Here is a 12299-nt window from a genome sequence, read left to right on the forward strand (position 1 = left end):
TGGTGATGGGACGCCATCTGGCCATCGCCATGTCTTACCGGGGCTATGCCAACAGCCTGCTCTGGCTGGAAGTGTTGCCCCCCAACGAAGCCCCCCTCTGGCAGGCCGGCCACCTTCAGGTGCTGCAGAGCATCGCCACCTACCTGGGCACCGCCATTGCCCACGCCATTTTGCTGGATCAAAGTCGCCAACTGGCCACTCGCCTGCAGTTGGCCAACCAGACACTGCGCCAGAAAAACAAAGAGCTGGAGCAGGCCCGCGCCCAAGCAGAATCGGCCAACCAACTGAAAAGTCAATTCTTGGCCAATACTTCCCATGAGCTGCGCACCCCTCTCAACGGGATCATCGGCTTTATTAGGCTGGTGCTGGACGGGATGGCCGAAAGCCGAGAAGAGGAGCTGGACTTTTTGCAGGAGGCCTACCGCTCGGCCCTGCACCTGTTGGCCTTGATCAACGACGTGCTGGACATCGCCAAGATCGAGGCGGGCAAAATGCAGTTGCAGTTTGAGCCCTGCGACCTGCGCGCCTTGTTCAAGGATGTGGAGGCCAAAACCGGCCTGCAGGCCAAACAGAAGGGATTGCAACTTAGCTTCCACCTGCCCCCCACGCCGGATCGGATTTGGCTGTACGGAGATTACCAACGCCTGCTGCAGGTGATGCTCAATCTGGTGGGCAATGCCATCAAGTTCACCCCCAAAGGCTCGGTGACGGTACGAGCCGACCTCCTTCCCGGCGACCCGGGGATGGCCCGCATCCGCGTCATCGATACCGGGATCGGCGTGTCGCTGGAAAAGCAGCAGAAGCTGTTTCAGGCCTTCACCCAGGTGGATGGCTCCACCACCCGCCAGTACGGCGGCACCGGCTTGGGCCTAGCCATCAGCCAACGGCTGGTGGAGGCAATGGGGGGAGAGATCAACTTCTATAGCCTGGGCGAAGGGCTGGGATCCACCGTCACTTTTACCGTGCCCCTCTACCGCCAGCCGCTCCCAGGGGGGGAGGCGAGCCCAGCTCAAGAAGGCCCCCCAGAGGCTACGAATCCCAACCTAATGCCCTATCCGGCCCAGTGCTGATCCACCGATGCCCTATCCCCGCAAACGGTTTGGCCAGCATTGGCTTAAGGATCCCGCGGTTCATGAGGCGATTGTGCGGGCCGCCCAGTTGCCGCCTCCTCAGAGGGATCCTGCGTGGGTTCTGGAGATCGGCCCCGGCACCGGGCAGTTGACGCAGCGGTTGCTGGCCCAGGGCGTACATGTGGTGGCGGTAGAGATCGATCGGGATCTGTGTCGGCTGCTGCAAAAGCGCTTCGCCGACCAACCCCGCTTTCACTTGGTGGAAGGAGATTTTCTTCGCCTGCCGCTGCCGCCTCAGCCCCGCCTGCTGGTGGCCAATATCCCCTATAACCTCACTGGCCCAATTTTGGAGAAAGTGTTGGGATCCCCGGCCCAGCCGGTGAGGCAGTTTGAGCGCATCGTCTTGATGGTGCAAAAAGAGCTGGCCGAGCGCCTGCAGGCCGGCCCTGGCAGCAAAGCCTACGGCGCTCTGAGTGTACGGGTGCGCTACTTGGCCGAGTGCGAGCTCATCTGCCGCGTGCCCCCCAGCGCCTTCCGGCCTCCTCCCCAAGTGGAATCGGCAGTGGTTCGCCTCACTCCCCGCCCCGCCCCCACCCCCGCCCGCGATCCCCGCTGGTTCTCCCAACTGGTTTGCCAGGGCTTCTCCACCCGCCGCAAGCAACTTGTCAATGCTCTGGGAGGCCTCGTGGATCGCCAGACCGTGGCCGCCGCTCTGGCTCAGCTCCGCCTCAGCCCCACGGCCCGTGCCGAAGAGCTGGATCTGCCCGATTGGCTGGCCCTGAGCGATCTGCTGCTGGAGCAGACACCTAGGATGGCTGCCGTTTCCGGCGAGGGAAAACCGCGGTAGGGTGAGAGGAAGTCCTCAAGGGTTTTTCACCAGACCCCAAAACAACCTATGCTCAACAACCAAGGCAGACAGATCCTTGTAACTGGCGGTACCGGTGGGCTCGGGTTGGGAGTAACCCCCGTGCTCCTGGACACAGGGGCAGAGTTGACCTTGACCTACCGCCAAGAGGAGGAGTTGGCTGTTTTGCGGCAGCGCCTGCCGGCCAATAGCCTGGATCAGGTGCGCTTTGTGCAGGTGGATTTGCTGAACGAAGCCGCTGTGGCACGGCTCATCGACGATCTGCCCCGCGTCGATGGTTTGGTGCACCTGGTGGGCGGCTTTGCCATGGGCCCCACTCACGAGTACAGCCTAGAAGATTGGCGGCGCGATTTTGACCTCAACCTCACCACCACCTTCCTGGCCTGTAAGCACAGCCTGCGCAAGATGTGGCAACAGGGTTATGGACGGATCGTGACGGTGGCCTCCCGAGGGGCGGTAGAGCCGGGATCCCAACTGGCCGCCTACTGTGCTTCCAAAGCGGGGGTGGTGGCCCTGACCCGCACCATTGCCGCCGAAACCAAAGGCACCGACATCACCGCCAACGTCATCCTGCCCAGCATCATCGACACGCCGGCCAACCGGGCTGCCATGGGCTCCGAGCAGGCGGAGCTGTGGGTAAAGCCCGAGTCGATCGGGCAGGTGATCGCCTTTTTGGTCTCGGAAGCGGCGCGGGATCTGAGAGGGGCGGCGATCCCGGTGTACGGCAATGTCTGAGCTGCTTGGTTGACCGCGCCCCCAGACGGCTTTCATGATACGAGGGTAGAGGCTTATTTTCGTGCCGTTTTCCTATGCTGAAGCGATGGTTCTTGGGGGGCTGGCGTCAGCAAATTGGCCGCATTGAGGTAACAGGGGTGATCGATGGCAGAACCCGAGAGCGGGTTCTCAAAGCCTTGCAAGAGGTGGAAGAAAGACAGATCCCTGCCGTGGTGTTGCGCATCGACAGCCCCGGTGGGACAGTGGCAGACTCCCAGGAAATCTACAATGCCCTCTTGCGTCTGCGGGAACGCAAGGGCACGCGCATTGTGGCCAGCTTTGGCAACATCGCTGCCTCTGGAGGGGTTTACATTGCCATGGGAGCCGAGAAAATTGTCAGCAACCCCGGCACCATCACCGGCAGCATCGGCGTCATTATCCGCGGCAACAATCTCGAACGGCTGCTGGACAAGATAGGGATTTCCTTTAAGGTCATCAAGTCCGGCCCCTACAAGGATATCCTTTCCTTTGACCGCGAGCTGACCCCAGAAGAGCGCAACATCCTCCAAGAGTTGATCGACATCACCTACGGCCAATTTGTGCAAACCGTTGCTGCCGCTCGCCGGCTAAGCGTGAATGTGGTCAAAACCTTTGCCGATGGCCGCATTTTCAGCGGCGAACAAGCTCTGCACCTGGGCGTGGTGGATCGCCTGGGCACAGAAGAGGATGCCCGCCTCTGGGCCGCGGAGCTGTCAGGGTTGCCGCCCGATGCGAAGTTCTGCGATCTGCTCCCACGGCGCAGGGGTTGGGCCCGCTTGCTACCGGCGGCAGAGGCATTGGCGCGTCTGCAATTTGAGGTAAGCACCTCAGGCCTGCCCCTGTGGCTCTACACCGGTTCTTGAGAGACGGCCTCCACAACTGTGAGGATTGGTTCTCCCGCCCCCAACCCTTATGCCGGCATAAGAGAGCAGTTGGGAAGCAAAGCCAGAAGCCGCTTTGCCACCTGCTCCTGGCCGGGGGGCTTGCGGCGGTGCGTCTGGCTGGCCGGAGTTACTCCTCTATTTGCCAGGGATCCTGCGCCAACTCCTCGTCGAAGATGCGGGGGGGACGCACCGCCATCAGCACTTGGCCCAGCAGGGGAGAGGGGGGCGAATCCTCTATCCACTCCACCGCCACAGCTCCCCCTCGATCCACCAGGAAAACCCCTGCCCTCCCTTCCCAGGTGCGAACGGCGCGATCCGCCACCAGCAAAATCGGATCCTGTTCTTCTTCAGGGGCCACCGGCCAGCCCAACAGGGATCCCAGCAAACCATTGTCCACCTGCAGGGCGACTGGGTCGGCGGCCCTTTGAATGGCCGGCCAAGCAGGCAAGGCCATCCACGTCTGCCCAGCCACGCTGGTGACCCAACCAAAAAGGCCTTGAGGCTCAACGGCAGGGATCTGCTCCCAGGTGGCGGTAGAAAGAGGCAGGGATCCGGCCACCGGCAGCAGACGGGGCAGATCCTCTTCCGGGCGAAACACCGAAAGCCTGGGCAACGGCTTGCGCTGGGGTTGGGAGCCGGGAGCCAACGTCGACAAGAGCCGCTCAACCTGTTGGCGGGCTGTTTCGCTGTGGGCATACTGAAAGGCGCGGCCAATGGCCCGGGTTCGCTCCTGGAGATCGCGGGTTTCCTGGGCAGTTTTCCAGGCTTGGTAAGCCACCGCATCGCCGGGGTGATCCGTGAACCCTTCCGGGAGCTGCCGCAGTTGGGCATAGTTTTTCACAGCCCGGGCGATCTCGTGGGCCTCATCAGCACCCAGGTTGCGGCTGACAACCAGCTCCGCCACCCGGACGCGATCCTGAGGCGAGAGGATGCGCAACTCGTAGAGAATATCGCTGCCTTTGTGGGCAAAGTGCTCCAAAACGGCTGAGCTGGCTCCTGCTTTCGCCATTCCTTCGTAAACCTGGGCGGCGACAACGATCTGGTTTTGGTGGGCGGGCTCAAACCCGGTCGCCTCGAAGATGGCCTGGGGAGTCATTTTCTGTCGTTGCAAGCTTTGGCAGGCCTTTGCCCAATCCAGCCACCCCCCCTCTTTGCGCTGCAGCCGGCCCATCAACAGGCTGGGATCCTCCTCCGGGGCAGTGGGTTCCGGCAAATGCTGACTCATGGCCAGGCTTCCTCCGCAACGACAATAGCCCAAAATGAACGCATACAGAACCAACCCATCCAATACAGTAAACTACCCCATGGCTATAGCTTGCTTCCGCGAAGCGGTAGCCGGGGGCTTTGGGAAATCCTGTAGCCGGCAAGCCAGCCGCGGATCCCTGGGCTGGTTGATAAGGGCAGCCTCAAATAACATAGGCCTACGGCCCACTAACGCGGGGGGCAGCGTTGGAGCTCGCATCCCCTTCCCGCCCACGTGCAAGAGTGACCTCGCAACCGCTGGCCAACCTGCAAACACAAAAGGATAGCTCGGTAGCCTCGTACTTTAGGGCGGGGCGGAAAAGCCCGTAGGCAACTTGAGTTGCTCATAATGGTATCGTTGTTACCGAGGCGTGCCGTTCCCAGGCAAGCACCTCATCACGATGAAAAACTCGACCGGTGGCCAGCGTCTGGGAGATGCCAACGTCTCAGCCAACCTGCAAGGACTCTGCCCCCTGACGCGATCAGAAAAGTCAGCAGAACCTTGGGGCCTTGCCTCAAGGAACTGTCTAGCTAGAGGCGCTTTGGCAGCGCCTTTACGAGCCCGTTTGTGAACTACGTTAAGCATCCCCCGCCTTCCGGCGGAGGGAGTGTCAATTGCTCTCGGCGCTCTCTCGGCACTCGCCCTCCGTCACCTGAATTCGATGAAGTAGCCGCGCCTTTTCCCCTCCCCTGACCCCCCATCCAGATCCCAAGGGATCCCTCTCCCGCCATACCAGAAGATGAACTGGGGTGGGCAAAGCAAACTAGCTCATGCTGACCCGGCTGCGGTCATAGGTGAGACGGAAGGTGGGATGCACCTTTCCTTGGATGCGGTTCCAGAAGTTGCGCACATTGGCCTGCAGGCCAACCCGCTCCGTGCCACGCACCAACATGGCTTGCTGACGAACCCGAATCGCCCGTTGGTGGCCCATCATCAGGCGGCGAGCCAGCTCATCCAGAACGTGAGAACGGCCAGGAGCAGGTGCCTCGGCTGTCTGAACGGTTTGAGCCGGCGCTGCAGCAGCTTCGGAACGATAGGCCGCGCCCCGATAGAGCAGGTCAAGCTTGGTGGGCAAAACCACCGGCTTGCTCAGGTGGCGAAATCGCCAGTCCAGCCCCCGATAGCGACCCCCCACTTTGCCCGGAGAAACAGTCACCGTCGCCGGCGAGTGGGTGTAACCAACGCCACGGTAAGAGAGTTCCATGATCTTCGCCTCCAAACGTATATGGTCTGTATCCACTTCACTTCCTGAGGAGTGACCCGAGATGTCCCGTGGACAGTCCCAAGGGTTGAGGCGCGTTCCTTCGGGATAGCTCCCTACTTCCGTCCTCCGGCTGCCGTCTTGCTCCACGATAAGCCAAACAGCAGGCGAGAGGATGAACGATTTCTTTCTACACTCTGTATTATAAGCTACGGTTTTGAGGTATTGCCACCAACTTTTAACGAAAATTTCCACTGATCCTCCCTTTGGCTGGCCAAGAACCCAGCCTGAATGAGGCGGGATCCCCTGCGGGAGCCGGTTTGCAGCGCTTTGGGTTGGGCCCAGCCTTCCACTCTGTCCGCAGGGCCGAAGAAAGCATTATCGTGGAAGAATCCTCAGGATTGGCTACAAAAGTTCATACTCCTGGTGGGGTGTCTCTGTGCAGGAAGACTTTCGCCTGATTCTGGACATCGTGACAGTGTTGGCGGCAGCGGCGGCGGGTGGTTTTCTGGCAGCGCTGCTGAGGCAGCCGGTGTTGCTTGGGTACCTGCTGGCAGGGATCCTGGTGGGACCAACGGGGCTGGGGTGGATCAAGGAGTTGGTGCAGGTGGAAACCCTGGCCCAGTTTGGGGTGACCTTTTTGCTGTTCAGCCTGGGAGTGGAGTTTTCCCTCAAAGAGTTGCGCCAGGTGCGGGGGATCGCCATTGGCGGCGGCGCTTTGCAGATCGGCCTGACCATCGCGATCACGGCGGCGCTGGCAGTGGCCAGCGGCTGGCTGACGCCGGTGCAGGGGATCTTCCTGGGGGCAGTGCTCTCTTTGTCTTCCACAGCGGTGGTGCTCAAAAGCCTCACCGAGACCAACCAGATGGGCACGCCCCAGGCTCACGCCATGCTGGGGATCTTGATTGTGCAGGATCTGGCGGTGGGGCTGATGCTAGCGGTGTTGCCGGCTTTGGATTGTCCTTTGCCGGAGCTGGCGGGATCCCTGGCCAAGGCGCTGGCGGAGATTGGCCTGGTGGGGCTGGGGGCGGTGGTGGGCGGGATGTGGCTGGTGCCCGCTTTCCTGCGCCTTTTGGCGCAGCAGGAGAGCAAGGAGGTGTTTTTGTTGGGGGTGATCAGCCTCTGCGTGGGGATTGCCCTGTTGACAGAGCGGCTGGGCATTTCCAGCGAGATCGGGGCCTTCCTGGCCGGGCTGATGATCTCAGAAGTGGAATACGCCGACCAGACCCTGGCCTATGTGGAGCCGCTGCGGGATGTGTTTGCCGCCCTCTTTTTTGCCGCCATCGGCATGCTCATCGATCCCAGCTTTATCGCTGCCCACCTGCCCTTAATCTTAGGGTTAGTGGGGCTGGTGATGGTGGGCAAGTTTTGCCTGGTGGCCCCTTTGGCCGGTCTGTTCGGCTACCCGCTCCCCTCAGCGGTGTTGGTGGGGCTGGGCCTCTCGCAGATCGGCGAGTTCTCCTTTGTCCTGGCCAGCGAAGGGCAAGCGCTGGGGCTGGTGTCGCGGCAACTGTATTTGCTCGTCGTCAGCACCACCGCCGTTACCCTGCTGGTCACTCCCCTTCTGCTCAGGGGCGCGCCGCGGCTGCTGGCAAAATTACAAGGGATCCCTTTCTTTGCCCGTTGGCTGGAAGCGAGCGAGCGGCCCCGCGCCCTGTCCCCCGACGCTCCCCAACAGGATCACGTGGTGGTGTGCGGCTATGGACAGGTGGGGCAGGACATCGTGCGCATCCTGGAAGCCCGTCGCCATCCCGTCTTGGTGATCGACCAGTCGGAACGGGTCATCCAACACCTGCGCTCCCGTGGGATCCCCTATCTCTACGGCAATGCCGCCAGCGCCCCGGTGCTGGAGAAAGCTGGCCTGCCCCGCGCCCGCGCCCTGGTGATTGCCCTGCCGGATCGCCTGAGCATGCGCCTTTGCCTGAAACGGGCGCTGGAACTGGCGCCCCACCTGGATGTGGTGGTGCGGGCCACCCATGAAGAGGACATCGAACAGCTCTATCAGTTGGGGGCCAGGGAAGTCGTCCACCCGGAATTTGAGGCCAGCCTGGGCTTGTGCAGCCATGTGCTGCTGAAGCTGGACGAGCCCCTGGAGGTCATCCAGCAGGAGATTCTGGCCATCCGCAGCAGCCACTACCGCGATTTGCGCCCTCCTTACCCCAGTTGTCTGATCCCCACCCCCGTGAGTTGGCCGGCGCAGCCCCCATCCCCGCCGCTCCTCGGCCATGCCAACGGCAGCCGCGACAGCGGCCCACCCGAGCCTGCGACCGCCTGGTGGGAGCACTGGCAGCGCCCTGTACAGCCGGAATGGGCAGGGATCTCGGGCTCGGCTGAGTAGATAGAGACAAAACCCCTCTCAGGGGAGCTAACCAGGATAGGGGATCCGCAGGAGCTGGTTGACCGGTGGGTGAGCCACCTGCACCTGTTTGCCGTCCGGCCACTGGATCTGGATGGCTTCTACTGCCGACTCGGATCCCAGGCCAAAATGGGCCACCGGCTCCATCTGGCAGAGGTAGCCGCTGCCGGCGTCGATGGGTCGGATCTGCGTGCGGGTAGAGGTAACCAGGCGTACCAAGGCGCCGCGGGCTGGGGATCCCTGGCGGGTGAGGGGCAGAACTCTCAGCCAGTTGTTGCCAGGGGCCAGCGGACGGTAGAAGCTCAGGGGCTGGGCGCCCGATTCTCCGTGGGCAACGAGCAGCTCTAGGCAACCGTCCCCATCCACATCCGCCACCGCCGCTCCCGTCCCCAGTCCCTGCGGCTCGACAGCATCTCCCATGTCGATAGCCTGCCAGCAGCCGGAGCGCCAGCCAAACAGCCGGTTGGGCTCGCCGATGTTGTTAAAAAACAGCTCTGGGTAACCGTCGTTGTCGAAGTCGGCAGCGATCACCGTGCGGATGCGGGAGGGCCTGGCCAGCTCGGGAGGGGCCACATTTTTGAAGACGCCGCTGGAAGTTTGGATCCAGAGGCGATGCGGCCCTTCCCAGTTGCCGTACACCAGATCCAACCGCCCGTCCCCATCCAGATCCACCGCTGCCACCCCCCGTCCGTGCTCGCCGGGATCCGCCAACCCCACCTCGGCGGCAATTTCCTCAAAGGTGCCATCCCCGCGGTTGCGAAACAAAAAGTTGGGCCCCTGCTCGTTGACGGCAAAAATGTCCATCCGCTGGGAAACCAGGGGCACGGCCACCAGCCCCCGCCCTCCCGTTACCCGGTTTACCCCCGCCTCTGGCGCCACATCGGCGATCATCTGGCCGGCGGACAGCTCGTAAAGGCGCATGGGGCCGCCATAGTTGGCCACGAAAAACCCGTACCGCCCCTGGCCAAAGCGATCCACGCAGGCCACCGAGCGACCTGCCGTCAAGTTGAGGGCATCTTGGTTGTGGGGCAGAGAGAACAGATCCACCCAACGGGATCCCTGCCAGTCGAAGAGGCGATCCCCAAAGCGCTTGCGCCCGCCGAAGGTATCAGTATTCAAGACGTAGAGTTCTTCTTGCCCGTCGCCGTCGAAGTCGCCGGCAGCCACCCCAATGGCCATCCGCCCTGCATCGGCCAGAGTATCGTCCACCAAATCCACCAGCGCCTGGCCGTTCCACTTCAAAACCCGATTCGGGCCCCGGAAGCCGCACACAAACAGCTCAAAAGCCCCGTCCCGATCCACATCGCAAATGGCAACTCCATAGGAAAAAGCAGGCGGGTTGAACTGGATGAGGGAGCTGCAATCTTGGAACATGGGGATCCCGTCGTAGGAGAGGCAGGAACTGGTGGGGCTCCAGACTCTAATGGTATGCTAGATCCTCGCTGTCGCTTCCCTTTCAACCATGCCACGCATCAAATCTGCCATCAAGCGCGTCAAGATTGCGGAGCGAAATCGCCTGCGCAACAAAGCTACCAAAGCCATGGTGCGCGCGCTGATGAAAAAAGTCATTTCTCTCTCCTCTGCTTACGCCGCCAACCCCCAACCGGAAACCCTGCAGGAGATTCAAGCGGCGATGAGCGCTGCCTTTAGCCGCATCGACAAAGCGGCCAAAACAGGGGTTCTCCACAAAAACACAGCCGCCCGTCGGAAGGCGCGTTTGTCTCGGATCGTGCAACGATCCCTGGCCGCCACAAGTGCCTCCTAAGACAGGGTCTTGGACGGGCAGGGCCCAAAGGTCTCTACTGCTGCCCCGGAAGCAAGCTTGAGCATTTGCTTACCGAGCTTTTGTTTGACACTCCCACCCAGGGGATTCTTACGCAGCCCAAAATGAACTCGTAAAGGCGCTGTCAAGACGCCCCCAGACAGTCTTTTGAGGCATAACCTCAAAGTTCTGCTTGCTTCGGATCTGTCTGGTTGCGCCGCTGTTGGTTGACACGCTTCTGGATCCCCCGCCCCCACACCCCCCGTATACGGGGGGATGGACCTACATACCTGCACAGCCAAGTTGCTGGACAGCCCAAACCGTGCATGGATTTCGCGGTCGCTCAGAGACTGAAGCTGAAGAGCGTTGGTTATCTTCTCTGGCGTGTTTTGGTTGACAGGCCTGGGCAAAGGCATCCAAAGTTGCATCCAGCTTTGTGGCTTGCGAGGCAGATACCTTGAGCTTGCAGAAGACAGTCAGGACTTGGGTCATGCAGGTTATATTAGGCGCTATCCCTCCCCACCGTATAGACGATGGGGAATCCCGCGCGTTTTCTTGAAATAGAACTGACCGCGCGGCCACTGTCGGTGGCGGAAGCAATGCGGGAAATCCGGGATCCTGTATCGGCCATGGCCCAGAAGCTGCCGATGCTTTTGGCCGTAGAGGTGCCCAGGGGAGATTCTACTGTCTCAGAGTCGGGGGATTTCTCCTGGGAAGCGATCAACACCGCCGCTTCCCCACCCTGCCGGGCTACCGCTGGAGTGGAAGGTTCCAGCGTGGGCTGAGAGGCTTCTGCTGGGCAGGTGAAAGATAACTGCGGCGGCCTCTTGCCAGGGGAGGTTTGTGGGGCCTTGCCTGTCCTGACGGCAGGGGGTACGGGAGGAGCCTTGCCGGCGATCTTTCCCCATAAAGCCTGGAGGAGTTGCCACATGGCTAAGTTGGCTCCTGAGCGAAAGGGCAGCGAGGGATGGTGCTATCCTGCCATGCTCTGACCTGAGAATCCACCCCCTCTGCAAGCCTTGCTAGAGCAAAGTCATAACGAGTATGATTAAGGAGCTTACCTAGGGAGAGAATTCACCATGGCGCAAATTCGCGAGATTCCCTTGGCCCAAATTCGTCGCCCCTTGCCGCGGCAGACGGATCCGGAGAAGGTGCGGGCACTGATGGCTTCCATCGAAGCAATCGGGCTGCAGGAGCCGATCGAGGTTTTGGAAGTGGAGGGAGAGTACTACGGGTTCTCGGGCTGCCACCGCTACGAGGCATTTGTCCGCTTGGGTAGGGAGCGGATTCCTTGCCGGGTGCGCAAGGCAACGCCTGCCGTCTTAAGACTCCACCTAGCCTAGAAGGGATCCCTCTCTCCCAACCTATTTTTTGTCGCTCGACTCTTCCCGGGGGATGTAGCCCCGTTCGTAGGCAAAGCGCACCAGTTGGGAGCGATTTTCCAGAGAGAGCTTGCTGAGAATGTTGGTCAAGTGGGTCTGCACGGTACGCGGACTGATGAACAGCTTCTCGCCAATTTGCTTGTTGGTGAGGCCGCGGATCACTTCCCGGAACACCCGCTCTTCGGCAGGGGTGAGGGGGAGATCTGCCAAGGTGGGACGGGGGGCAGCTTCAGCTTTGGCCTGGGTCTGCTGCTGGATTAGGCGCAGAATCTCCAACTGGGTGCGGCGGGCTCGTTCGATTTGCGCCTCGATCTTGGCCACCAGCTCCAGCGGCTCGAAGGGCTTGATGATGTAGTCGTCGGCTCCCCACTCGTAGCCCTGAACGCGGTCATCCAGCTCGCTGCGAGAGGAGAGGAAGATGAAAGGAACGAGTTCGCCGCCCCGCTGTTGGCGCAGTTGGCGGCAAAACTCGAAGCCATCCATTTCCGGCATCACCACATCCGATACCACCACATCCGGCTGCTCTTGGGCAAACAGGCGCAACCCTTCTACACCCGAAGCGCCTGTACAAACCCGATAGCCGTGCTGGGTGAGGTGGCGGCTCAGCACCTTTAAGGAGAGGGGATCGTCATCTACGACCAATACGCGCTTCATGATGACCGGGGAGAGGCTGTTGAGGAATGGTTGAGGCGTAACAGAGGGATGACTTGAGGGCAGTGTTCAACCCTTGCCGCAAGATTGAAGTTTAGACAGGGATACTGGCAGTCAACTATAGATAGATCC

At 61.2% G+C, this 12299-nt stretch carries 12 protein-coding genes, 1 pseudogene and 1 riboswitch; of the genes and pseudogenes, 8 read left to right on the forward strand and 5 right to left on the reverse strand.

The features are described from left to right. From NW809_RS06305 to sppA, 4 genes are all read left to right on the forward strand, one after another. The coding region (locus NW809_RS06305) for a sensor histidine kinase (RefSeq protein WP_414401752.1) at positions 1-1070 on the forward strand (1070 nt) is incomplete at its 5' end. Positions 1071-1077: 7 nt separating this feature from the next. Next, positions 1078-1917 (forward strand): 16S rRNA (adenine(1518)-N(6)/adenine(1519)-N(6))-dimethyltransferase RsmA, encoded by an 840-nt coding sequence (gene rsmA, locus NW809_RS06310; protein WP_414401753.1) that lies wholly within the window; start codon positions 1078-1080, stop codon positions 1915-1917. Positions 1918-2037: 120 nt separating this feature from the next. Further along, on the forward strand, positions 2038-2670 hold the full coding sequence (fabG, locus tag NW809_RS06315; RefSeq protein ID WP_240527266.1) for a 3-oxoacyl-ACP reductase FabG: 633 nt from the start codon (positions 2038-2040) through the stop codon (positions 2668-2670). Between the two features lie 74 nt (positions 2671-2744). Beyond that, positions 2745-3551: a signal peptide peptidase SppA gene (gene sppA / locus NW809_RS06320; protein ID WP_414401754.1), complete on the forward strand. Its 807-nt coding sequence runs from the start codon at positions 2745-2747 to the stop codon at positions 3549-3551. A gap of 148 nt (positions 3552-3699) precedes the next feature. Here the strand turns inward: sppA and raf1 are convergent, their stop codons facing one another. Beyond that, entirely contained in the window at positions 3700-4797 is a 1098-nt protein-coding gene (gene raf1, locus NW809_RS06325) for a RuBisCO accumulation factor 1 (protein WP_041438181.1), read from the reverse strand. 781 nt (positions 4798-5578) lie between these two features. Then, positions 5579-6019: a DUF4278 domain-containing protein gene (locus NW809_RS06330; RefSeq protein WP_011429807.1), complete on the reverse strand. Its 441-nt coding sequence runs from the start codon at positions 6017-6019 to the stop codon at positions 5579-5581. A gap of 89 nt (positions 6020-6108) precedes the next feature. Beyond that, a riboswitch (Glutamine riboswitch) is annotated at positions 6109-6200 on the reverse strand. Positions 6201-6455: 255 nt separating this feature from the next. Between NW809_RS06330 and NW809_RS06335 the strand changes: the two genes are divergently transcribed. After that, positions 6456-8354 (forward strand): cation:proton antiporter, encoded by a 1899-nt coding sequence (locus NW809_RS06335; protein WP_099812303.1) that lies wholly within the window; start codon positions 6456-6458, stop codon positions 8352-8354. Between the two features lie 27 nt (positions 8355-8381). Here NW809_RS06335 and NW809_RS06340 read toward each other — a convergent pair whose 3' ends face one another. Further along, complete coding sequence (locus NW809_RS06340; protein ID WP_011429809.1) at positions 8382-9746, reverse strand: CRTAC1 family protein; 1365 nt, start codon at positions 9744-9746, stop codon at positions 8382-8384. 88 nt (positions 9747-9834) lie between these two features. Here NW809_RS06340 and rpsT point away from each other — a divergent pair, with 88 nt between their 5' ends. Further along, positions 9835-10137 (forward strand): 30S ribosomal protein S20, encoded by a 303-nt coding sequence (gene rpsT, locus NW809_RS06345; protein ID WP_099812302.1) that lies wholly within the window; start codon positions 9835-9837, stop codon positions 10135-10137. Positions 10138-10409: 272 nt separating this feature from the next. Here rpsT and NW809_RS06350 read toward each other — a convergent pair. Next, positions 10410-10626 (reverse strand): annotated as a pseudogene (locus tag NW809_RS06350) (RNA-guided endonuclease TnpB family protein); the annotation flags it as partial. A gap of 95 nt (positions 10627-10721) precedes the next feature. Between NW809_RS06350 and NW809_RS06355 the strand changes: the two are divergent. Further along, positions 10722-10919 carry a hypothetical protein gene (locus NW809_RS06355; protein WP_143597040.1) on the forward strand — a complete coding sequence of 66 codons (198 nt, stop codon included), beginning with the start codon at positions 10722-10724 and terminating at the stop codon, positions 10917-10919. Between the two features lie 294 nt (positions 10920-11213). Beyond that, positions 11214-11477: a sulfiredoxin gene (locus tag NW809_RS06360; protein ID WP_011429811.1), complete on the forward strand. Its 264-nt coding sequence runs from the start codon at positions 11214-11216 to the stop codon at positions 11475-11477. A gap of 21 nt (positions 11478-11498) precedes the next feature. Here the strand turns inward: NW809_RS06360 and NW809_RS06365 are convergent, their stop codons facing one another. Continuing rightward, on the reverse strand, positions 11499-12170 hold the full coding sequence (locus NW809_RS06365) for a response regulator transcription factor (RefSeq protein ID WP_011429812.1): 672 nt from the start codon (positions 12168-12170) through the stop codon (positions 11499-11501). Positions 12171-12299 lie beyond the last annotated feature (129 nt).

It is taken from the genome of Synechococcus sp. WC101, assembly GCF_047461555.1.
GTDB lineage: Bacteria > Cyanobacteriota > Cyanobacteriia > Thermostichales > Thermostichaceae > Thermostichus.